Annotated in this window: 21 protein-coding genes; 7 read left to right on the forward strand and 14 right to left on the reverse strand. The window is 61.0% G+C overall.

Annotated features, from left to right (window positions below; translation table 11 throughout):
• Nucleotides 1–60 precede the first annotated feature (60 nt).
• The 3 genes from JQR87_RS16645 to JQR87_RS16655 form a co-directional block, all read right to left on the reverse strand.
• Entirely contained in the window at nucleotides 61–1293 is a 1233-nt protein-coding gene (locus JQR87_RS16645; RefSeq protein ID WP_407294972.1) for a molybdopterin molybdotransferase MoeA, read from the reverse strand.
• Nucleotides 1290–1835 (reverse strand): molybdenum cofactor biosynthesis protein B, encoded by a 546-nt coding sequence (gene moaB / locus JQR87_RS16650; RefSeq protein WP_407294971.1) that lies wholly within the window; start codon nucleotides 1833–1835, stop codon nucleotides 1290–1292. Before moaB ends, JQR87_RS16645 begins: the two co-directional genes overlap by 4 nt.
• Before the next feature lie 252 nt (nucleotides 1836–2087).
• A complete protein-coding gene (locus JQR87_RS16655; RefSeq protein ID WP_407294970.1) occupies nucleotides 2088–2624 on the reverse strand; it encodes a DUF4345 domain-containing protein in 537 nt (178 codons plus the stop codon).
• Between the two features lie 174 nt (nucleotides 2625–2798).
• Between JQR87_RS16655 and JQR87_RS16660 the strand changes: the two genes are divergently transcribed.
• Entirely contained in the window at nucleotides 2799–3233 is a 435-nt protein-coding gene (locus JQR87_RS16660; RefSeq protein WP_407294968.1) for a DUF411 domain-containing protein, read from the forward strand.
• A gap of 104 nt (nucleotides 3234–3337) precedes the next feature.
• Here the strand turns inward: JQR87_RS16660 and JQR87_RS16665 are convergent, their stop codons facing one another.
• Entirely contained in the window at nucleotides 3338–3679 is a 342-nt protein-coding gene (locus JQR87_RS16665) for a hypothetical protein (protein WP_407294967.1), read from the reverse strand.
• Nucleotides 3680–3788: 109 nt separating this feature from the next.
• Between JQR87_RS16665 and JQR87_RS16670 the strand changes: the two genes are divergently transcribed.
• The 4 genes from JQR87_RS16670 (at nucleotide 3789) to JQR87_RS16685 (ending at nucleotide 6958) form a co-directional block, all read left to right on the forward strand.
• Nucleotides 3789–4391 carry a DUF2796 domain-containing protein gene (locus JQR87_RS16670; RefSeq protein ID WP_407294965.1) on the forward strand — a complete coding sequence of 201 codons (603 nt, stop codon included), beginning with the start codon at nucleotides 3789–3791 and terminating at the stop codon, nucleotides 4389–4391.
• A 69-nt stretch (nucleotides 4392–4460) separates the two neighbouring features.
• Nucleotides 4461–5168 (forward strand): ABC transporter ATP-binding protein, encoded by a 708-nt coding sequence (locus JQR87_RS16675; protein ID WP_407294964.1) that lies wholly within the window; start codon nucleotides 4461–4463, stop codon nucleotides 5166–5168.
• Nucleotides 5169–5171: 3 nt separating this feature from the next.
• Complete coding sequence (locus JQR87_RS16680; RefSeq protein ID WP_407294962.1) at nucleotides 5172–6437, forward strand: ABC transporter permease; 1266 nt, start codon at nucleotides 5172–5174, stop codon at nucleotides 6435–6437.
• Between the two features lie 8 nt (nucleotides 6438–6445).
• Nucleotides 6446–6958 (forward strand): DUF3299 domain-containing protein, encoded by a 513-nt coding sequence (locus JQR87_RS16685; RefSeq protein ID WP_407294959.1) that lies wholly within the window; start codon nucleotides 6446–6448, stop codon nucleotides 6956–6958.
• Nucleotides 6959–7297: 339 nt separating this feature from the next.
• Here the strand turns inward: JQR87_RS16685 and JQR87_RS16690 are convergent, their stop codons facing one another.
• The 6 genes from JQR87_RS16690 to JQR87_RS16715 are packed head-to-tail and all read right to left on the reverse strand — an operon-like array spanning nucleotide 7298 to nucleotide 12176.
• On the reverse strand, nucleotides 7298–8389 hold the full coding sequence (locus tag JQR87_RS16690; RefSeq protein WP_407294957.1) for a tetratricopeptide repeat protein: 1092 nt from the start codon (nucleotides 8387–8389) through the stop codon (nucleotides 7298–7300).
• Nucleotide 8390: 1 nt separating this feature from the next.
• Nucleotides 8391–9101 carry an energy transducer TonB gene (locus JQR87_RS16695; RefSeq protein ID WP_407294955.1) on the reverse strand — a complete coding sequence of 237 codons (711 nt, stop codon included), beginning with the start codon at nucleotides 9099–9101 and terminating at the stop codon, nucleotides 8391–8393.
• The gene (locus JQR87_RS16700; RefSeq protein ID WP_407294953.1) at nucleotides 9101–9514 is read right to left on the reverse strand and encodes an ExbD/TolR family protein; all 414 of its coding nucleotides are present in this window, start codon (nucleotides 9512–9514) and stop codon (nucleotides 9101–9103) included. Before JQR87_RS16700 ends, JQR87_RS16695 begins: the two co-directional genes overlap by 1 nt.
• A gap of 10 nt (nucleotides 9515–9524) precedes the next feature.
• Nucleotides 9525–10070: a MotA/TolQ/ExbB proton channel family protein gene (locus JQR87_RS16705; RefSeq protein ID WP_407294950.1), complete on the reverse strand. Its 546-nt coding sequence runs from the start codon at nucleotides 10068–10070 to the stop codon at nucleotides 9525–9527.
• Nucleotides 10063–11409 (reverse strand): MotA/TolQ/ExbB proton channel family protein, encoded by a 1347-nt coding sequence (locus JQR87_RS16710; RefSeq protein WP_407294949.1) that lies wholly within the window; start codon nucleotides 11407–11409, stop codon nucleotides 10063–10065. The genes JQR87_RS16705 and JQR87_RS16710 overlap by 8 nt, the downstream gene beginning before the upstream one ends.
• Nucleotides 11406–12176, reverse strand: a complete 771-nt coding sequence (locus JQR87_RS16715; RefSeq protein ID WP_407294946.1) for a DUF3450 domain-containing protein — start codon at nucleotides 12174–12176, stop codon at nucleotides 11406–11408. Before JQR87_RS16715 ends, JQR87_RS16710 begins: the two co-directional genes overlap by 4 nt.
• 271 nt (nucleotides 12177–12447) lie before the next feature.
• Here JQR87_RS16715 and JQR87_RS16720 point away from each other — a divergent pair, with 271 nt between their 5' ends.
• Nucleotides 12448–13143: an OmpW/AlkL family protein gene (locus JQR87_RS16720; protein ID WP_407294944.1), complete on the forward strand. Its 696-nt coding sequence runs from the start codon at nucleotides 12448–12450 to the stop codon at nucleotides 13141–13143.
• A 74-nt stretch (nucleotides 13144–13217) separates the two neighbouring features.
• Here the strand turns inward: JQR87_RS16720 and JQR87_RS16725 are convergent, their stop codons facing one another.
• From JQR87_RS16725 to JQR87_RS16740, 4 genes are all read right to left on the reverse strand, one after another.
• Nucleotides 13218–14147, reverse strand: coding sequence for an NAD-dependent epimerase/dehydratase family protein (locus JQR87_RS16725; RefSeq protein WP_407294942.1), 930 nt, complete (start codon nucleotides 14145–14147; stop codon nucleotides 13218–13220).
• On the reverse strand, nucleotides 14140–15024 hold the full coding sequence (locus JQR87_RS16730; protein ID WP_407294940.1) for a sugar nucleotide-binding protein: 885 nt from the start codon (nucleotides 15022–15024) through the stop codon (nucleotides 14140–14142). Before JQR87_RS16730 ends, JQR87_RS16725 begins: the two co-directional genes overlap by 8 nt.
• Nucleotides 15025–15033: 9 nt before the next feature.
• Complete coding sequence (locus tag JQR87_RS16735) at nucleotides 15034–15528, reverse strand: single-stranded DNA-binding protein (protein WP_407294938.1); 495 nt, start codon at nucleotides 15526–15528, stop codon at nucleotides 15034–15036.
• 169 nt (nucleotides 15529–15697) lie between these two features.
• A complete protein-coding gene (locus JQR87_RS16740) occupies nucleotides 15698–17065 on the reverse strand; it encodes an MFS transporter (RefSeq protein ID WP_407294937.1) in 1368 nt (455 codons plus the stop codon).
• A gap of 131 nt (nucleotides 17066–17196) precedes the next feature.
• Here JQR87_RS16740 and uvrA point away from each other — a divergent pair, with 131 nt between their 5' ends.
• Nucleotides 17197–20034: an excinuclease ABC subunit UvrA gene (uvrA, locus tag JQR87_RS16745; protein ID WP_407294935.1), complete on the forward strand. Its 2838-nt coding sequence runs from the start codon at nucleotides 17197–17199 to the stop codon at nucleotides 20032–20034.
• Nucleotides 20035–20052: the final 18 nt, after the last annotated feature.

Here is a 20052-nt window from a genome sequence, read left to right on the forward strand (position 1 = left end):
CATAGCGAAGCGTTATCAGCCTGAGGCCCGGTTGAGCAAGGTCGTCCGGGCCTCGCTGTTTCAGCCCAGCAGCTCGCTGAACGGCAGGTACTCCACCGTCTCACCTTCCTCCAACGTGCGGTAGCGCTCGACAATAGCCAGGCCTTCGGCCCAGCTGGCCGAGGTCAGCATCGCCGAACCCTGGCGCGGGTGCAGGCATACGCGCATCTCACCGTCGACCTGCTCCAACCGTGCGCGTAGATACTGGCGACGATTGTTGGGCTTGCGCCAGGCGAAACCGGCCGTTAACCGCAGGGGCTTCGGCAGCACGTCGGTGCAACCCTGAGCGCTGAGCATGAACGGTCGCGCCACCACCAGCGAGGTGACCAGCGCCGCAGCCGGGTTGCCCGGCAGGCCGATCCACGGCTTGCCATTGACCTCGCCAAAGGCGAGTGGCTTGCCCGGCTGAATCGCCAGACGCCACATATGCAGCTCGCCCAGCTCACGGATCGCCTGCTTGAGGTGGTCTTCCTCGCCCACCGAAACGCCGCCGGAGGTGATCAGCATGTCCCAATCGGACGCAGCCTGAACCAAGGCGTCGCGGGTGGCGGCCAGCTCATCGACCAGGATTTCGTAGTCGTGTACTTCCAGCCCAAGGCTGCGCAGCACGCTCAGCAGGCAATAGCGGTTGGAATTGTATATCTGCCCCGGCGCCAGAGGTTGGCCGGGCTCACGCAGCTCGTTGCCACTGGACAACAGACCGATGCGCAGCCGGCGATAGACCGCGACGCGGGCCACACCAAAGCTCGCCAGGAGTCCGATCTCCTGCGGCCGCAAACGTTTGCCGGCCAGCAGCACTGACTCACCGGCTTGCAGCTCCTCACCTTGCCGACGCACGTGGGCGCCAGCCGTCACGCCTGGCAGATGTACGCGATCCGCTTTGACCTGACACTCCTCCTGAGCTACCACGGTATCGGCGCCGGGCGGCAGGGGCGCGCCAGTAAAAATGCGCACCGCGTGACCGGCCGGCAGCTGCTCGCTGGCCGCGTCTCCCGCAGCGATTCGTCCGGCTAATGGCAGCCAGCCGCCGTCTGCGGGCAAATCCGCGGCGCGTAGGGCGTAGCCATCCATTGCGCTGTTGTCCCATGCCGGTACCGGAAACGGTGCCTCGAGCGGCTTCGCGAGCACTCTACCAAGCGCCTCCGACAATGACACTTCCTCCACCGCTGGTACCGCGGGAACCCGCGCGAGCAGTTCGGCTATCGCCTCGTCGACCGGCTTCAGGCCGCTGATATCGCAGCCCGAGACACTCATGAACGTGTCTCGCAGTTGCTGGCCAAGGACGCCTTCAGGTGCGGCACGAAGTTGCAGGGCTTGGTGCGGCTGTCCAGCTGTTCGACGAGTATTTTGTTCCAGGCGGTGCGGCAGGCATTCGTGGAACCGGGCAGGCAGCAAATCAGAGTGCCATTGCTCATGCCCGCCAGTGCGCGGGATTGCACCGTGGAGGTGCCGATCTCTGCCAGCGAGACATGGCGGAACAGCTCGCCGAAGCCATCGACCGACTTGTCCAGCAACGGCTGCACAGCCTGTGGCGTGTTGTCGCGCGCGGTGAACCCAGTGCCGCCAGTGACCAGAACCACCTGGACGTTATCGCCGGCAATCCAGTTGCAGAGCCGTGCGCGGATCTGCCAGATGTCATCCTTGACGATGGCGCGATCGGCCAGCATATGGCCAGCGCTCTGCAGACCGTCGATCAGTGCCTGGCCAGACGTGTCGGAGTCCAGATTGCGGGTGTCGCTCACGGTGAGCACCGCGATGCTCAGGGCTTGGTATTCAGGGCTGGACAGATGGGCCATGGCGGACACTCCTAGAATGATGGTGCAGATGGGCTGCTTGAATAGCGAAACCTTTCCCGGTTGGGTCTATTTGCTCACCCTGGGCGCTCCGGAGCAAGGGTATCGTGACCGCGACCCAGGGTCGCGGACCTGATTGGGGAGACTGAACCACCGTGGCTGCCCGTCGAAAAAACCGGACATGTTCGGACAGATCCGCGCGCACCAGCCGCTTCGCCAATCAAAGGCGAAGTCGGCCTGGTGTGGCCGCATCACTCAGCTCGCGTCCCCTCGCCGGAACGGCCGGGGTGCAGCCTCATCGGACGTAGGCTCTTCGGTCGGAGGCATATCTCCCACTTTGAAGGGCAGCAGCGGTTCACTGGACAGTCGATGGGTGGCCGGTTCGAGACGCTCGGGCTCCGGCTCCGGCTGTTCGCGAACGGCGCGCCAGGCGAGGCCCGCGAACACGGCTGCCAACATGCGGTAGAGCATCGAGGCCAGGTCGAAGCCAACGAGCTCGCCGCCGTCCAGCCAGAGCGAAACCAGCCTCCCCAGCACCAGCGCCGCCATGGTTATCACCAGCATGATCAAGGCTGGCCGGGCTCGCTCCGGCGCACGAGCGGCCCAGATGAGAAAGATTGCCAGCCCCAACTGCAAGCCGCCGTAATAGACGCGCATGTGGCTGACCGACGCGGTTTCCATCAATAGCATGCCGTTGAGATTGGCCATTTCGTGAGGCCACAGCCAGTAGGCCAAGCTGAGGCAGGCCATGATCAGCGCCTGCGCGAGCAGAACGAAACGGGCAAAACGCATCGAAAACTCTCTCCTGACAGCGGCTCCGCGCACGATGGACATCGGACCTAATCGCTCCGTTTTGGTTCGCCGGCGAGCCCTGCAGCCGCCGCTGTGACATTCGTACACATCAGCAAGCTTGGGGGTTTGAGAGCATGCGGCTATGCTGCGCGCAACCCCGCCGGAGAACTCTTCATGCGACGTCTATTGCTCGTCACCGCTCTTTTCGCCAGCTTCGCTCAGGCTGCCGAACCCATCGGCATCGAGGTGCACCGCGACGCCAACTGTGGTTGCTGCAAGGCCTGGATACAGCATCTGGAAGCCAATGGCTTCAAGGTTCACGACCACGTCGAAACCGACATGGCCGCAGTCAAAACCCGCCTCGGTGTGCCGCATGGCTTGGGCTCCTGTCATACCGCCGTGATCGATGGAAAGTTCGTCGAAGGCCATGTACCCGCTGCCGACATTCTCAAGCTCCGAGCACAACCCGACCTGATCGGCGCAACGGTACCGGGTATGCCAATGGGTTCGCCTGGCATGGAGATGGGCGACCGTAAAGATGCGTTCAAAGTGATCGCCGTCAGCGAAAAGGGTGAGCAATCAGTGCTGGCCGAGTATCCAGCAAGATAACGACAGGCCAGCGCAACGGGTGAAGGTTCCGTACAAGATCCGACACTGTCGACCTGACACGCTGCGATGCCGACCAGAAAAAACGCCAGTAGGCCGGATGCTGCTCAGTCCACCCAACGGTAGACCGGCGCATCCGCTCCGCTATCCACCTTGACCTGCGCGCAGTGGCGCAAGCGAACCAGCAATCGTTTGCCCATTTGAGCGCTACCGGCCAGGGCTTGCAGCTCCGCCAACAACTGGGGTCCATCCATGCTCTGCGCTGCGCGCAATAATTGCTGCGCCGCGTCCCAATGAGGATCAGCCCTAGGCTTGTCGGTCGGTGGCTCGGGCGGGGTTCCAACCGGAGCGGCTGGCATTTGGCGCGTCAGTTGCGCCCAGTCGTGATCATCCATTTCGATACTGAGGTCCACCGGCAGATCACCGACATGGCCGCGGATTCGAATCATCGCCACTCTCCTGAAGACAATTGGTCGCATGCTCCCATGACAGGTTGTGACTGGCCAGCCGTTGCGCATGTTTGTTATAACGTAACCACCACACATTAAGGAGTTTGCCATGCGCCGTCTGTTGCTTGCCCTGCCCTTCGCATTGCTACCTGGTTTCGCTCTGGCAGCGGAACACGACCATGATCACAACCACGATCACGCGCATCATGACAGCTTGGGCGCCCATGAACATGGCGCTGCGGAGCTGGATGCGGCGCTCGATGGCTCCACGCTGGAAATCGAGCTGCGCAGCCCGGCGATGAATCTGGTGGGCTTCGAGCACGCACCAAGCAGCGAAGCGGACAAGCGCAAGATCGCGGACGCACGCAAGCGACTGGAAGAGCCGAACGGGCTGTTCGGCCTGCCTGCCGCCGCAGGCTGCACCCTGGCCGAAACCGAGCTCGAAAGCCCGCTGTTCGAAGGCGGGGCTCATGAGCATGAACATGAACATGAGCATGAGCATGAGCATGAGGGCGATCATGAAGACCAGCACAGCGAGATCCATGCGCACTACCAGTTTCATTGCGCCACCCCCCAAGCGCTGCAGGCGCTGGATCTGCAGGGGTTGTTCAAGACGTTTCCAGGCACCCAGAAAATACAGGCACAGCTGATCGGCCCGAACGGTCAACGCGGTGCACAACTCGACGCTGACCAGCCACGCGCGGCGTTCTGATCCAACCCGGTCTGACGCCGCCTGGCTGACGAAGTAAACTCCCCGGCTCGCCTGACACGGATCATCTCGATGGCCGCACCGCTACTTGAACTGTACCAATTAGGCTTTGCCTGGCCCGGCCAGGCAGAGTTGCTCGATATCCCCAGCTTTGCACTAGAGCGTAACCAGAGCCTGTTTCTCAAGGGACCGTCAGGCAGCGGCAAGACCACTCTGCTGGGCTTGATCGGCGGGGTCCAGAAAGCGCAGCGCGGAACGGTCCAGCTGCTGGGCACCGACCTCGCTGCGCTGTCGGCAGGCGCGCGGGATCGCTTTCGGGTCGATCATACCGGCTATATCTTCCAGCAGTTCAACCTGCTGCCCTTCCTTTCGGTGGCCGAAAACGTGGGCCTACCCTGCCATTTCTCCAAGACGCGGGCCGAGCGCGCACGGCAGCGGCACGGCAGCGTTGCGCAGGCTTCGGCAAGGCTGCTTCAACATCTCGGCCTCCCTGAAAGCCTGCTCGATAGGCGCGCCGAGGCGCTGTCAATCGGCCAGCAACAACGCGTTGCGGCCGCCCGTGCGCTGATTGGCCAGCCGGAGCTGGTGATCGCTGACGAACCCACTTCAGCGCTCGATGCCGACAGCCGTGAGGCGTTTCTGCAGCTGCTCTTCACCGAGTGCCGTGAGGCAGGCTCGAGCCTGCTGTTCGTCAGCCACGACCAGAGCCTGGCGCCGTTGTTCGACCGCAGCCTGTCACTGACGGACCTCAATCGCGCCGCTCGCGCTTCGGAGATCTAGGCCATGTACCTGTTGCGCCTGGCCTTGGCGAGCCTGAATAATCGCCGTTTCACTGCCCTGCTCACTGTATTCGCCATCGCGCTCTCGGTGTGCCTGTTGCTCGCCGTCGAGCGCGTGCGCACCGAGGCGCGTGCCAGCTTCGCCAGCACCATCAGCGGCACCGACCTCATCGTCGGCGCCCGCTCCGGCTCGGTGAACCTGCTGCTGTACTCGGTGTTCCGTATCGGCAATGCCACCAATAACATCCGCTGGGACAGCTTCGAGCACTTCGCCGAGCACCCCAGGGTCAGCTGGGCAATTCCAATCTCGCTGGGTGACTCTCACCGCGGCTATCGGGTGATGGGCACCAGCACCGCCTATTTCGACCATTACCGTTACGGTCGCAAGCAGCTTCTGCAGCTGGAGGACGGTCGGCGCTTCGCCGAGGACCCATTCGAGGTGGTGCTGGGCGCCGAGGTGGCTGAAGCACTGAAATACAAGCTGGACGACCAATTGGTGCTGGCCCACGGCGTGTCTACGGTCAGCCTGGTCAAACATGACGACAAGCCCTTTCGGGTAGTCGGCATCCTCAAACGCACCGGCACACCGGTGGACCGTACGCTGCATATCAGTCTTGCCGGCATGGAAGCACTGCACATCGACTGGCAGAACGGCATGCCGGCCCGTGGTGCGGCGCGCATCGATGCGGAACAGGCCCGTCAGATGGACCTGCAACCCAAGCAAATCACCGCGTTCATGCTGGGCCTCAACAGCAAGATCGCGACCTTCACGCTGCAGCGCGAAATCAACGGCTATCGTGGCGAGCCACTGCTGGCGATTCTGCCCGGCGTTGCGCTGCAGGAACTTTGGAGCCTGATGGGCACCGCTGAACAGGCATTGTTCGTGGTGTCCCTGTTCGTCGTGCTGACCGGGCTGATCGGCATGCTCACGGCCATCCTCACCAGCCTCAATGAGCGGCGCCGGGAGATGGCGATCCTGCGTTCGGTGGGCGCTCGCCCTTGGCATATCGCCGGTTTGTTGGTTGTCGAAGCCTTCAGCCTTGCAGTCGCGGGTGCAGTGTTCGGGCTTTTGCTGTTATACGTCGCCATCCTGATCGCACAAGGGCCGTTACAGAGTCACTATGGTCTCTACCTGCCACTGGCACTGCCTAGCGCCTATGAGTGGTCACTGCTTGCGGGCATACTGCTGGCAGGGTTGCTGATGGGCTGTGTGCCAGCGTGGCGCGCCTACCGTCAGTCGTTGGCCGACGGCTTGTCGATCAGATTATGAGGAATTCAATGTCTCGCCTGTTGCTTGCCATCCTGCTCGCGTTCGCGGCGACCTTCGCCGCTGCCGAGGTTCGTGAGCTGCAATGGTCGGATCTGATCCCTCCGGACGCACCGCCGCCGCCTCCGCCAATAGCGATCCACGACATGTCGCAACTGGCCGACGCACTCGCGGCCGAGTCAGGCCCAGCGGCGGTGCAGCAGTCACCCGCCGAGCCGGTGGTCAAAGAACTCGACGGCGTTCAGGTCAAGCTGCCGGGCTATATCGTGCCGCTGGACATGGGTGAAGACGGACGGGTGACGGAGTTTCTATTGGTGCCCTACTTCGGCGCCTGCATCCACGTCCCCCCACCGCCATCCAACCAGATCGTGCATGCCACCAGCGAGCTAGGCGTCAAAGTCGAGGAGCTGTACCAACCGTTCTGGATCGAAGGACCGCTGAAAGTAGAACATGCCAGCAGCGAGCTGGCTGATGCGGGCTATCGCATGGAAGCGCAGAAGATCTATCTGTACGAGCTGGAATAAAAGGCAGCGTTGGCTCCGTCCTGATTCGGCAGGCAGGTCGGCACTGAGAAGGACCGGCGAGCGATTGCGATACCACTCCCGTCATCGCCTTTTATCCGCTGTGGATGACTCATGATGATCAACGCACCGAGCGCATCCCTTGGAGTCGCCGCGCAGCGATGCGAGGGATGCCGGCGTTGCTCGTTCCATTTTCTGAATGCGGTCGTTTGGCATCGTGAAGGCATAAACACGAAACCCCGCTTAATCTCGGGGTTTCTGTGGCCTTCGCTAGAAGCTAACGCTAGACGTGAACAGCTCGACGCTGGAGGCGGCCCATCTCTCAGACCGGCCTCGCGACGCTCAACGAGTACTCGCGACCTGACGCTGTCGCTCGAAGCTCAACTCACCTTCCGCCCATTCTCGCCAGGAGCGAACCTTGCGCCGCTCGGCGCCTGCGCGCTCGGCCTGCTTTAGCGCATCGAGCCCGGCTTGCCAGTGGGCTTGCTCCAGCTCCAGCTGAGCGACATTCATCCAGAACTTGGCGCTACCGGATTCGGCCGCCAGATCACGGTAGATCTGCGCCGCTTCCGAACGCTCACGTGCCTGCCACCAGAGCATGCCCAGACGTTCACGCCGCTTGGCATCGCTGGCGAGCAGGCGCGACTCAAGCATGCCCTCGAGCAGCTTCGCACCTTGCCAGGGCTGACCTGCGGCGCCAGCCAGCAACACTAGATTGTCCAGCTCGGCTTCGCTGAAGCGCAGTCCCTTCGCATGAGCTGCACGCAGGGTGGCGAGCGCCTTGTCTTCGTCACCGGCCATCTGCTGCAAGCCTGCCAGTTGGCGCCAGCTCTTGGCTTGATCCGGATGACGGGCGAGCAGCCTGCTCTGCCAGCGCTCTGCGGTTTCGTAACGCTTCAGCTCGGCGTTACCGGCGACCAGAAACTGCAGCCAGGTATCTGCTGCGTTCGGGTTGGCTTTGACATAGCGCTCAGCCAGTGGCAATGCCTTGGCATGCTGCCCGAGCCCCTGATAGGCCTGCACCAGCATCTGCAGGACTTCTTCGCTTGCCTGAGCAGGTGAGCCAAGCAGGCTGACGACTTTGGCATAGCGGCGCTCGGCCAAGTTGAGCTTGGCCAGATTGAGCCGCTCGTTAGGCAGGATTGCCTCGTCCAACTTACCGCTGGCGATCGCCTTGTCGAGCAGCTCCAACGCTTGACGGTTGTTGCCTTCGGCCCAGGCCAGGTACGCACGGCTGCGCCATAGCAAGGCCTCTTCCGCGCTGCCTGGCTTCGCCTCGGCCTGCTTGAGCGCGCGGTGCGCAGCACCGTAGTCGCCCTTTGCCTGCGCACTCTGGGCACGCTCCAGCGCTTTGAAAACCGACGGATCGATGCTTTGCGCGGCTTGGGTCGATACAGCGAACAACAACGAGATCAGCAACAGCAGACGGGGCATGTCAGCGCTCTCCTTGCAGGCGGAAATGAAGGGTTTTCACGGCTTCGCGGGATACGGCAGAACCGTTTTCGGTGCGTGGTGCGAAACGCCAGCGAGCTGCGGCACGGCGGGCTTCACGGTCGAACACATTCGGCGGGGACGCCTCCATCACGCGGATATTTTCAACCTTACCGGCGGCCGTGATGGTAAATGCGAGCTTGATGTGGCCTTCGATCCCGCGCTGCCGCGCTCGATAAGGATACTCAGGACGTACATCGTTGAGTGGCATGACTTCCTGCTCGGGCCCGGATTGCGACGCCGCCTCGTCAGCAGAAGGCGCGGCAGGAGCCGGAGGAGCTGCCGGAGCGGAGGCGGCCGTCAACCCAGCAAGGCTGGGCGCGGGCGCGCTGGCGACCGACACACCGGTATCGATGTTTGGCAAAGGTAAATCAAGCTTCGGCAGGTTGGCGCTCGGAGTCGCCATGCTCGGGGTTGGCGGCGTTGGAGTCTGTGGTGTCTTCGGTTGGGGCGGTTGCGGTGGCTGCTGCCGCGAGCGTGTCGCTGTGCTTTCGCTGCGATTGTCCATCCGCACGAAATTGGCGATGGCAACCGGGTCTTCGGTCACCTCGCTACGAGGCGGGTTGACCATGCTCAGCATCAGCACAAACAGAAGCAGCGCCACCACACAGGCAGCGATGAAGGACAACCCGACTCGGGTCAGTCCACGAACCATCATTGCGCTCCTGAACTGGCGGCCAGGGCGACTTGCTCAACCCCGGCCAGACGTGCCTGGTCCATCACCTGGACGACCAGACCTGTTCGTGCATCCTGGTCGGCCTGCACCACCACGGCGCCCTCGGGCTGGTCGACGCGCATACGCTCGACGTGCGCCCGCACACTGCGTACATCTACAACCTGCTTGTCGATCCAGACCTGGCCGTCGGCCGTAACAGCAATCAGGATGTTGCCCTGATCCTGGGCGCTGGCGGTATCTGCTTGTGGCCGCTGAACCTCTACACCGGACTCCTTGATAAAGGAGCTGGTAACAATAAAGAAGATCAACATGATGAAGACCACGTCGAGCATCGGCGTCAGGTCAATGCCGGTGTCTTCTTCCTGCTGGTAATGGTGACGACGCATACGCATCCGTTATTCCTCAATCGTGACGCAGCTGGTCGGCCAGCCGGTCGAGAGCCTGGCGCGAAATGCGTTCGAGACGCGCCAGGCTGAATAGTCCAGTGATGGCCAGCACCATGCCGGCCATGGTCGGCAGGGTCGCCTGCCAGACGCCCGCAGCCATGCCGCGAGGGTTGCCGGTGCCGTTGAGCGCCAGCACATCGAAGACCGCGATCATGCCGCTGACAGTGCCAAGCAATCCGAGCAGCGGATACATCGCGACCAACGTCTTGCTCATGCGCAGGGGACCGGCCAACTGCTGCTGGGCTTCGGCCAGCCATGCGCTACGCACCGCACGCTGCCAACTACCGGACTCGCTACCCAGGCGCGACCAGGCCTCGCGGCGGTTTTCAACCCAGCGCGGGAACACTCGACGCATGAACCACAGCCGCTCGAAGACCAGCGTCCAATACAGCACACATAGCGCAGCCAGCGCCCACATCACCGCGCCGCCCGCCGCCATGAAGTCGAGCAGCGCATAGCCACCATCGACCAGACGCAGCCATTGGCCGTGCAGATCAGTCACGACGCGAAGTCCCCGACAGATGCAGTGCAATCAGACCGGCGCTTTGCTGCTCGAGCAGTTGGATCAGCGCCTTGCTGCGGCTGGCCAGCAAGCTGTGCAGAAACAACAGGGGGATGGCCACTACCAGGCCCAGCACCGTAGTCACCAGTGCCTGGGAGATACCGTCGGCCATCAGCCGAGAGTCACCGCCGCCACTTTGCGTAATCGCCTGGAAGGTCACAATCATGCCGGTCACCGTACCCAGCAGACCGAGTAACGGAGCAACCGCGGCCAGCAGCTTGAGCAGTGGCTGACCGCGCTCGAGGGGCGGTGTTTCCTGAAGGATCGCCTCGTCGAGCTTGAGCTCGAGCGTTTCGAGGTCGGACAGCTGTGGCTTCGGACCCAGGACACCGATGATGCGGCCTAGCGGGTTATCGTTGCGCGGCTGGTTGAGCTCGCGCGTCTGACGACTCACCGCTCGCCCGACCCGGGCAAGGTAGACCATGCGCCAGATCGCGAGGATAAGGCCGATGGCACCCAGGACCAGAATCACCCAGCCCACCAGTCCGCCCTGCTGGACCCGATCCCACAGCTGTGGCTGTCTTTGCAGCTGAGCCAGCAACGAGCCGCGGCTCGGATCGATCGGCAAGGCAGCTAGCGCGTCGCTGCTGTTCATGTAGTCGTTGACCACTCCCATGCCGGCCGGCTGACGGCTGGGCGTCAGCAGCTCCTGTGCGTCACTGTCGTAACGGAGATAGTTTTCGTCGGTGAACGCCGAAAAATTACCGATCCGTAGGACAGACTGGGGGGTGCGCTGCCCGTCAACGCCTACTACTGGCAGCTCGACACGCTCCACCTGGCCACTGGCGGTAAGGTCTTCCAGCAAGGTCATCCAGAAACTGTCTAGGTCTTCGGCCGACGGCAGCGTACGGCTTTCAGCCAATGCCCGGAGGCGCTGCAGGCGCTCCGGATACTGGGCGTTAAGAAGGCTATCCTGCCATTGCCCGGCGATGTCGCCAGCACTCTGCCGCACTACACCAAACAGCTCGCCCAGGTGGCCGACACGCTGCGCCAGGAGTTTTTCCTGCTCAGCCAGCTCAGCTTCCTGACGATCAAACTCGGCTTTCAAGCGCTCGGCTTCAGCCTTTTGCTCCGCAAGCGACGCATTGGCCCTTGCGAGCAACTGGGCCTGTTCGCTGCGATTCTGGATGAATGCCTGTTCGCGTGCCTGCATGGCGTCCACTTCGGCGGCACGCTCGCTGCGAATACGCTGTAGCAATTGCTCGGGGCTCAGCGGCTCGGCCGCCTGCGCGCATATCGGCAATAATCCAGCGAGTAGCAATGTCAGCAAACGGTTCATTGCGCAGCCTCCTTGGCCAACGTTTTCACAGGGAGTTCCAGCCAGGTCGGCGCTTGCTGCTGACGCGCAATCGCAATTGCTTTGGTAATCGGTCGACGGGCACTGCCGTCCAGTACTTCCCAGGCGCGGGTGTTCGGGTTCCACCAGCCACTTTCATGGGCATCGAGCGTCTGGTAATAGAGCATCGTGCGCCCCAGCCGCAAAAATTCCACGCTGCGGCTGCCACCTTCAATGGGTAGCTCTCCACGCCAGGCTTCCAGAGTGCGTCCGTAGTCGCTTTCGATCTGATAGGCCTCAAGGATGCGGCGATACTTCTCAGCGAGACTGACATCGGCGCGCGCCTGCATGTCCTGCAAGCTGGCGAGGCGATCAGCGCGCTCTTCGGGGAGGAACGGCAGGTCTGCCGCGATGAACTCCTCGAGCACCTCGATCATCCGTCCCATCTGTGGCGCAACGGCTTCCTGGGTGCGTTCGATGCTGTCCAGTTGACGCTGGAACCCGGCCAACTCCTTGCTCTGAGCAGCAGTCAGCTCGGCCATCTGCTGGTTATACGCTTTCAACGCCTCTGCCTGCTGAACGGCATTGCGGTATTCGGTAAGCATTTCACGGGTGGCGTCATCGAGCTGCTCGATACGCGCCTGGGAGGCCTTGGCTTCGGCTGCCAATTGCTGGCTTTCTTCCAGCGCAGCGTCCAGCGGAGCCGCATTGAGCGGCAGGCATAACGACAACAGCACGCCTGCTAACAAGCGAGTCGGGTACTGATTCATGCGGAACGGGTCCTCGGTTCACGGCAGCTCAAAAAAGTTATGTTATAACACCTTGCAACAGTCGCGCAGCCTATCCTTCATCTGCGACGCCTATCAGAGACCACTGCGGTTCAGAAAGAGAAACATTATCATCCGCAAACACGACACAACGCAACCTGACCAAACAGGCGAAACACCGGCAGAGGCTTTGTTGAGCTAGATCAAAATGGACCCGACGGAGAGCTCTAACATGGGCCCAACGCAACACACCATGTCTCGTTGGAGTCCCATCATGCGCAAGACCCTGTTTACCGCATCCGTGCTAGCCGTAGCCCTGGCCGCCCCTTTCGCTCAGGCCCATCAGGCCGGTGATGTAATTGTTCGTGCCGGTGCGATTACGGTCGATCCGCGTGAAAGCACGTCGGGTGTGATGGTTGATCGGGGCGCGCTGGCAGGTGCGGATCTGGGTGGCAAGGCATCGCTCGATAGCGACACTCAACTGGGCCTGAACTTCGCCTATATGGTCACTGACCACCTCGGCGTCGAGCTGCTTGCCGCCAGCCCATTCACTCATGACGTCTCGGTTTCCGGCACTGGCCTTGGCGGTATCGCAGACGGCAATCTCGGCGAGTTGAAACACTTGCCGCCGACCCTGAGCCTCGTCTATTACCCGATGGCGAGCACATCGGCATTCCAGCCGTATGTCGGCGCTGGCGTTAACTACACGTGGTTCTTCGATGAAAGTGTCAGCAGCAACTTCAAGGATCGCGGGTACGACAACTTTCGCGTAAAGAACAGCTGGGGCTGGGCTGCACAGGTGGGCATGGACTATATGCTGACAGATCAGCTGATGCTCAACGCGCAGGTTCGATACATCGATATCGACACCAGCGCCTATATCGATCATCCCGGCCTGGGCATCCGCGCCAAAGTCGACGTGGAAGTTGACCCAATGGTCTATATGGTCGGCCTTGGCTATAAATTCTGATAACTGCCGATCGCAGTTATAGACGAACGAAAGGCGCCGCTCGGCGCCTTTCGTTTTGTACAGCCACTATCGCCTTACATACCCAGCAACTTGGCCAGCCCGTCGCGCATAGCGGTTGGCGGCTCCGGCAATCGATACCGCTCCAGCAACCTTGTATTGTCCGCTCGCGAATGCCGAATATCTCCTGAGCGAGCGGCCTGATAGCTGACTTCAGGCAAGCTACCCAAGACGTCACGCACAGCCTCAAGCAGCTGGTTCAGCGATGTGGCCCGATTGAGGCCGACATTCACCGCCCCCTCTCGTACGTCTGAAGACTCAAGCGCCTGTATCAACAACTCCACCAGGTCGCCAACGTAGAGAAAGTCCCGAGTTTGCTCGCCATCTCCAAAGACGGAAATCGGCAATCCCTTCTGCGCGCGCTCGGTAAAGATGCTGATCACCCCCGAATACGGGGAAGAAGGATCCTGTCGCGGCCCGAAGATATTGAAGAAACGGAACACCACAGGCTCTAACCCATGCTGGCGCTGATAAAAACTCAGGTAATGCTCGCTGGCGAGCTTGTCAGCGGCATAGGGTGTCAACGGCGCTTTCGGAGTGTCCTCACTGATCGGTGAGCCCTCTCCATTGTTGCCATAAATTGCGGCGCTCGAAGCAAAGACCACACGACGCACGCCCTGCTCTCGCATTGCCTCACATAAATTAAGGGTGCCAACCAGATTACTCTGGTGCGTCTCGACTGGATCATCGACAGAAGCCTGAACGGACGCCACCGCGGCAAGGTGCACTACGGCGCGGCACCCCACCAGCGCGCGCTGCACAGTTTGCGCATCAGCGACATCGCCCACGATCAGCTCAACGCTCGCATCGTCAGGCAGATTACTGCGCTTGCCGGTTGAGAGGTTGTCGAGGACCCGGACGGCGTAACCCCGCGCCACAAGCGCATCGACAAGGTTGGAGCCGATGAAGCCAGCACCGCCGGTAACAAGGATGGGTAGATCAGCCATGACGATAGTAGCGCTCCAGCAGGCCCGGCAGCCCGGTGCGCCAGGCACGCGGTTTGATGCCGAAGGTATTGAAGATCTTCTTACAGGCCAGCACGCCATGCTGAGGCTCATCGGCCGCATCCGGACAAGCCGCATGAGCAATGGGTGTCAGGCTGTCGATTGTCAGCTGGCGATGGTTACCAGCCTCAGCCAGAAGGGCTTGACCAACCACCAATGGGGTTGAGGCTTCGTGCCCGCCGTAGTGGTAGGTCCCCCACAGCGGCGCTTCGCAGTCCAGCTGCTTCAGGACGGCCAGGATAACCCGCGCGGCGTCTTCAACCGGTGTAGGGTTGCCGCGACGATCGTCGGCGAGGCACACCTCTTCGTCCAACTCGAGACGCTGGAGGAACCGGCCCAACAGACCGTCCGAGCTATCATCGAGCAGCCAGCCAAACCGCAGCAACACGTGCCGAGGGCAAAGCGAACGCACGCTCTGCTCCATTCGCCAAAGCGCACGGCTGCGGGCGTCCAGTGGCGCAACCTCATCTTTTTCGCTGTATGCAGTGGTCCTAGCACCGTCAAAAACGCGGTAGCTGGAGGGCTGCATCAGAACGATTTGATTGTGCTGGCACAACTCGGCCAGCCGCTGGACGCCGCGCTCCTGATTGGCAAGAGCAGCCTCATCCACGCTTCCACTTTGGAACCAGTCGAAGTAATAGGCGAGGTTGACCACGACATCGGGGCGGCTATCGTCGAGCAAGGTCGTTAGACTTGGCGCGTCCCAGCCCTGCACAGGCGGACGCGGGGCGAGGAATCCAATGTCATCCTCGGCGCCGAGGCGGATAAGCGCCTGACCCAGGGCATTACCGCCGCCCAACAGCATCAGGCGCATTCGCATGAGTAAACTCTAGAACGGGATATCGTCGTCGAAGCTGTCGTAGTCAGGCGCCGGCTGCTGAGCAGGCTGCGGCTGAGACTGCGGGCGCGACTGCTGTTGCGGCTGCGAATCCCGCTGGGGACGAGGCTGAGATTGACGCGGAGCGTCATCGGAACTTCCACCACGTCCGCCAAGCAGCTGCATGGTGCCGCCCATGTCGACGACGATCTCGGTGGTGTAGCGCTTGACGCCGTCCTTCTCCCATTCACGGGTTTGCAGACGGCCTTCGATGTAACACTGCGAGCCCTTACGCAGGTATTCGCCAGCAATCTCAGCGACTTTGCCGAACAGCACGACACGGTGCCACTCGGTGCGTTCCTGCTGCTGGCCGGTCTGCTTATCCTTCCAGCTGTCAGTCGTGGCTAGCGTAATATTGGTCACCGCATTGCCATTGGGCATGTAGCGGGTTTCCGGATCGCCGCCGACATTGCCGACCAAGATGACTTTATTCACCCCTCTGGCCATGGGTAACTCCTATCTTTAAACATGAATTGGATTGCTCACTGGACATAATCCTCGCGAGCGGGAAACAACCAATGACCGGCAATCTTACCCTACCACCCTTACCTCGGCCAACCGGCGCAACGGAGTGAGGGTACGAGCTACACGCCGATTGCAGTGAAACGCCGCTCGGTCAGGCCACCAGCCGGTCCAGCGCAGCCCGATCCAGCGCCTTCATGTCCACCTTCAGATAGGCAGCGGCTTCCTCGACGATAACTACCGCGTCAGATACGCCGGGAACTGCGAGCATCTGCTCCGCGAGCGTGGGATTACGTGTCGCCCCAGTGGAAAGTGGCAGGCGCAGCCCCGTTACATAAGGAGGTTCACGCATACTCCAGGTCACGATAAACCAGAGCGTGCAAAGCGCTGCACAACCAGCGAACACTAAGCCCAGCCCCCCCTGCTGGTAGAGCCAACCGCCAAGCACGCCGCCCAAGCCGGAGCCGAGAAACTGACTGGTTGAATAGATTCCCATCGCCGTTCCTTTTCCGCCGGCGGGCGCGACCTTACTGATCAGCGATGGCAACGAGGCTTCTAGCAGATTGAACGCGACAAAAAACACAATCATCCCGCCGACCAGTGTCCATAACCGGTCTCCTAACCACAGGAAGAACAACTCGGAGAAAACAAGCACCGCCACAGCACCAAGCACGACGCGCTTCATCTGGCGCTTCTTTTCGCCATAAATGATGAACGGCACCATGCCGAAAAACCCCACCACGAGCGCGGTGAGATAAACCCACCAATGCTGTTCTTTGGGCAATCCGGCTTCATTAACCAGTGCCAACGGCAACGCCACGAAGCTGGCCATGAGAATGGCATGGAGCGTGAAAATACTGAAATCGAGCCGCAGCAGGTCAGGATGGCGCAGCGTTACGCCGAGCGCCTGCCTGGCGACGCCGGACTCGCGATGCCGAATATGCGCCGGGGCTCGAGGAAGTACGGCTACGACAAGGATGCCTAGCACCGCCATTCCACCTGTCACCCAAAAGAGCCCCGAAAGTCCGAACGCGCCCGTCAACAGCGGGCCGACGACCATCGCTACCGCGAACGATACACCAATGCTCATGCCGATCATCGCCATCGCCTTGGTGCGATGCTGCTCGCGGGTCAGATCCGATAGCAACGCCATGACCGCAGCCGAAATCGCGCCCCCACCCTGCAGAATGCGACCGGCGATTACGCCCCAGATGGTTTCGGCCGTTGCGGCGAGCACCGCGCCGGCGGCGAAGATCAGCAGCCCGAAATAGATCACAGGAAGACGGCCTATTCGATCGGAAACCATTCCGAACGGAATTTGCAGCGCCGCTTGGGTCAAACCATAAGCACCAATGGCGAGACCAATGAGTGCCGGCGTTGCGCCCTGCAGATCCATACCGTAGGTCGCCAGCACCGGAAGAACCATGAACATGCCGAGCATGCGAAACGCGAAAACCAGTGCCAACCCAGAGGCTGCGCGGGTTTCGCTGGCGCTCATGCGCTCGCTGTAAGGATCTTGCATCTAGGGTCTCGCTTGAATTAACCGGCGGCGATTCTAGCAGCCATCCCCTGCTCGGCACAGGTTCGCCACTTTGCCGTGATGTCGCCCCTGGCCGTATACTTTCGGGTTTTCGCCCGCCATGCGAGGCTGCTTTGGACAAGATTCTGATTCGTGGGGCTCGTACCCACAACCTGAAAAACATCGACCTGACCTTGCCACGCGACAAACTGATCGTGATTACCGGCCTGTCAGGTTCGGGCAAGTCCTCGCTGGCCTTCGACACGCTTTATGCCGAAGGGCAGCGCCGCTACGTCGAGTCTCTGTCAGCATATGCTCGACAATTCCTTTCGATGATGGAAAAGCCCGACGTCGATACCATCGAGGGACTCTCTCCGGCCATCTCCATCGAGCAGAAGTCGACGTCGCACAATCCGCGCTCAACCGTCGGCACCATTACCGAGATCTATGATTACCTGCGTCTGCTCTATGCACGGGCAGGCACTCCGCGCTGTCCCGACCATGACGCGCCACTGGAAGCGCAGACGGTTAGCCAGATGGTTGATCAGGTATTGACGCTGCCTGAAGGTCGCAAGTTGATGCTGCTCGCCCCCGTCATTCGCGAGCGCAAGGGTGAACACCTTGCAGTGTTCGATGAGCTACGTGCCCAAGGCTTTGTACGCGCACGGGTTAACGGTCGGCTTTACGAACTCGATGAACTGCCGAAGCTGGATAAGCAGAAAAAACACTCCATCGACGTCGTGGTGGATCGTTTCAAAGTCCGCAGCGACCTACAGCAACGGCTTGCGGAGTCGTTTGAAACCGCATTGAAGCTCGCAGACGGCATCGCCCTTGTTGCGTCGATGGAAGAGGACGATGACAGCGAGGAGATGATCTTCTCGGCTCGCTTTGCCTGCCCCGTGTGCGGCCACTCGATCAGCGAACTGGAACCCAAGCTGTTTTCTTTCAACAACCCCGCCGGAGCGTGCCCGACATGCGACGGCCTCGGCGTCAAACAGTTCTTCGACGCCAAGCGCCTGGTTAATGGCGAACTGACGCTAGCCGAAGGTGCAATCCGTGGCTGGGATCGCCGCAACGTCTATTACTTTCAGATGCTAGGTTCACTCGCCTCGCACTACAGCTTCAGCCTCGACGTACCATTCGACTCACTGACACCGGCCCAGCAGAAATATGTCTTGCGCGGTAGCGGCAAGGAAAACGTGGATTTCCGTTATCTGAACGACCGCGGCGATATCGTCAAACGGTCGCACCCCTTCGAAGGCATCATCCCGAATCTGGAGCGCCGTTACCGCGAAACCGAGTCCAACGCGGTGCGTGAAGAGCTCGCCAAGTACCTCAGTACACAGCCGTGTCCGGAATGCCGTGGCACCCGACTGCGCCGCGAAGCGCGCCATGTATGGGTCGGAGACAAGACGCTACCCGCGGTGACAGGGCTACCTATTGGCGACGCCACCGAATATTTCAGCGATCTCACGCTGCCAGGCCGCCGCGGCGAGATTGCTGACAAGATCCTGAAGGAGATCTGCGAACGCCTTCAATTCTTGGTGAATGTCGGCCTCGACTATCTGACACTGGACCGCAGCGCCGACACGCTGTCCGGCGGTGAAGCTCAGCGAATCCGTTTGGCGAGCCAGATAGGCGCCGGCTTGGTCGGCGTCATGTATATCCTTGACGAGCCATCGATCGGGTTGCACCAGCGAGACAACGAGCGCCTGCTGGGCACGCTTCGACACCTCCGCGATATCGGCAACACGGTCATTGTCGTCGAGCACGATGAAGACGCCATCCGCCTCGCAGACTACGTAGTCGATATTGGCCCGGGAGCTGGCGTGCACGGCGGACAGATTGTCGCAGAAGGGACGCCCGACGAAGTGATGTCTAACCCGGCATCGCTGACAGGCGGATATTTGTCCGGCCGCGTGAAGATTCTCTACCCTGCTGAACGAACGCCCCGCGACCCTGACAAGCTCCTGAAGCTGAAGGGTGCACGTGGCAATAATCTGCGCAACGTGGATCTTGAGATCCCGGTCGGCCTGCTCACCTGTATCACAGGTGTCTCCGGCTCCGGTAAGTCGACCCTGATCAACAACACGCTGTTTCCGATCACCGCCACAGCCTTGAACGGTGCGACAACGTTGGAAGTGGCACCGCACGACTCGTTCGACGGACTGCAGCATTTGGACAAGGTCGTAGACATCGACCAGAGTCCTATTGGCAGAACGCCCCGTTCTAATCCCGCCACCTACACGGGCCTGTTCACCCCTATCCGCGAACTTTTTGCCGGCGTTCCTGAAGCACGGTCCCGTGGCTACGGCCCCGGGCGCTTCTCCTTCAACGTGAAGGGAGGACGCTGCGAAGCCTGCCAGGGCGACGGCGTGATCAAGGTAGAAATGCACTTCCTGCCCGACATCTATGTCCCCTGTGACGTTTGCAAGGGCAAGCGCTACAACCGTGAGACGCTGGAGGTCAAGTACAAGGGCAAAAGCATTACCGAAGTACTGGACATGACTATTGAAGAAGCGAGGGAGTTCTTCGATCCAGTGCCTGCCGTTGCGCGCAAGTTGCAAACGCTGATGGACGTAGGACTTTCCTATATCAAACTGGGACAGAGTGCGACCACGCTTTCAGGTGGCGAAGCGCAACGGGTCAAGCTGTCCCGCGAATTGTCCAAGCGGGACACGGGCAAGACCCTTTACATCCTCGACGAGCCAACCACCGGGCTGCATTTTGCCGACATCCAACAGCTGCTAGACGTGCTCCACCGTCTTCGCGACCACGGCAACACTGTCGTGGTGATCGAACACAACCTGGATGTGATCAAAACTGCTGACTGGCTTGTCGATCTTGGCCCTGAAGGAGGTTCAAAAGGCGGCCAGATCATCGCAACAGGTACGCCGGAACAGGTCGCTTCAATGCCGCAGTCCCATACAGGGCATTTCCTGAAACCATTGCTGGAGCGTGACAAGGTCTGACTGCAATACAAAAGCCGG

Source organism: Stutzerimonas stutzeri, from assembly GCF_051028275.1.
Taxonomy (GTDB): Bacteria; Pseudomonadota; Gammaproteobacteria; order Pseudomonadales; family Pseudomonadaceae; genus Stutzerimonas; species Stutzerimonas stutzeri_AS.

What these genes read in the sequence shown, in the direction of transcription:
- JQR87_RS16645 (WP_407294972.1), bottom strand. Translation starts at nt 1,293, where the DNA reads ATGAGTGTCTCGGGCTGCGATATCAGCGGCCTGAAGCCGGTCGACGAG.
- moaB (WP_407294971.1), bottom strand. Translation starts at nt 1,835, where the DNA reads ATGGCCCATCTGTCCAGCCCTGAATACCAAGCCCTGAGCATCGCGGTG.
- JQR87_RS16655 (WP_407294970.1), bottom strand. Translation starts at nt 2,624, where the DNA reads ATGCGTTTTGCCCGTTTCGTTCTGCTCGCGCAGGCGCTGATCATGGCC.
- JQR87_RS16660 (WP_407294968.1), top strand. Translation starts at nt 2,799, where the DNA reads ATGCGACGTCTATTGCTCGTCACCGCTCTTTTCGCCAGCTTCGCTCAG.
- JQR87_RS16665 (WP_407294967.1), bottom strand. Translation starts at nt 3,679, where the DNA reads ATGATTCGAATCCGCGGCCATGTCGGTGATCTGCCGGTGGACCTCAGT.
- JQR87_RS16670 (WP_407294965.1), top strand. Translation starts at nt 3,789, where the DNA reads ATGCGCCGTCTGTTGCTTGCCCTGCCCTTCGCATTGCTACCTGGTTTC.
- JQR87_RS16675 (WP_407294964.1), top strand. Translation starts at nt 4,461, where the DNA reads ATGGCCGCACCGCTACTTGAACTGTACCAATTAGGCTTTGCCTGGCCC.
- JQR87_RS16680 (WP_407294962.1), top strand. Translation starts at nt 5,172, where the DNA reads ATGTACCTGTTGCGCCTGGCCTTGGCGAGCCTGAATAATCGCCGTTTC.
- JQR87_RS16685 (WP_407294959.1), top strand. Translation starts at nt 6,446, where the DNA reads ATGTCTCGCCTGTTGCTTGCCATCCTGCTCGCGTTCGCGGCGACCTTC.
- JQR87_RS16690 (WP_407294957.1), bottom strand. Translation starts at nt 8,389, where the DNA reads ATGCCCCGTCTGCTGTTGCTGATCTCGTTGTTGTTCGCTGTATCGACC.
- JQR87_RS16695 (WP_407294955.1), bottom strand. Translation starts at nt 9,101, where the DNA reads ATGGTTCGTGGACTGACCCGAGTCGGGTTGTCCTTCATCGCTGCCTGT.
- JQR87_RS16700 (WP_407294953.1), bottom strand. Translation starts at nt 9,514, where the DNA reads ATGCGTATGCGTCGTCACCATTACCAGCAGGAAGAAGACACCGGCATT.
- JQR87_RS16710 (WP_407294949.1), bottom strand. Translation starts at nt 11,409, where the DNA reads ATGAACCGTTTGCTGACATTGCTACTCGCTGGATTATTGCCGATATGC.
- JQR87_RS16715 (WP_407294946.1), bottom strand. Translation starts at nt 12,176, where the DNA reads ATGAATCAGTACCCGACTCGCTTGTTAGCAGGCGTGCTGTTGTCGTTA.
- JQR87_RS16720 (WP_407294944.1), top strand. Translation starts at nt 12,448, where the DNA reads ATGCGCAAGACCCTGTTTACCGCATCCGTGCTAGCCGTAGCCCTGGCC.
- JQR87_RS16725 (WP_407294942.1), bottom strand. Translation starts at nt 14,147, where the DNA reads ATGGCTGATCTACCCATCCTTGTTACCGGCGGTGCTGGCTTCATCGGC.
- JQR87_RS16730 (WP_407294940.1), bottom strand. Translation starts at nt 15,024, where the DNA reads ATGCGAATGCGCCTGATGCTGTTGGGCGGCGGTAATGCCCTGGGTCAG.
- JQR87_RS16735 (WP_407294938.1), bottom strand. Translation starts at nt 15,528, where the DNA reads ATGGCCAGAGGGGTGAATAAAGTCATCTTGGTCGGCAATGTCGGCGGC.
- JQR87_RS16740 (WP_407294937.1), bottom strand. Translation starts at nt 17,065, where the DNA reads ATGCAAGATCCTTACAGCGAGCGCATGAGCGCCAGCGAAACCCGCGCA.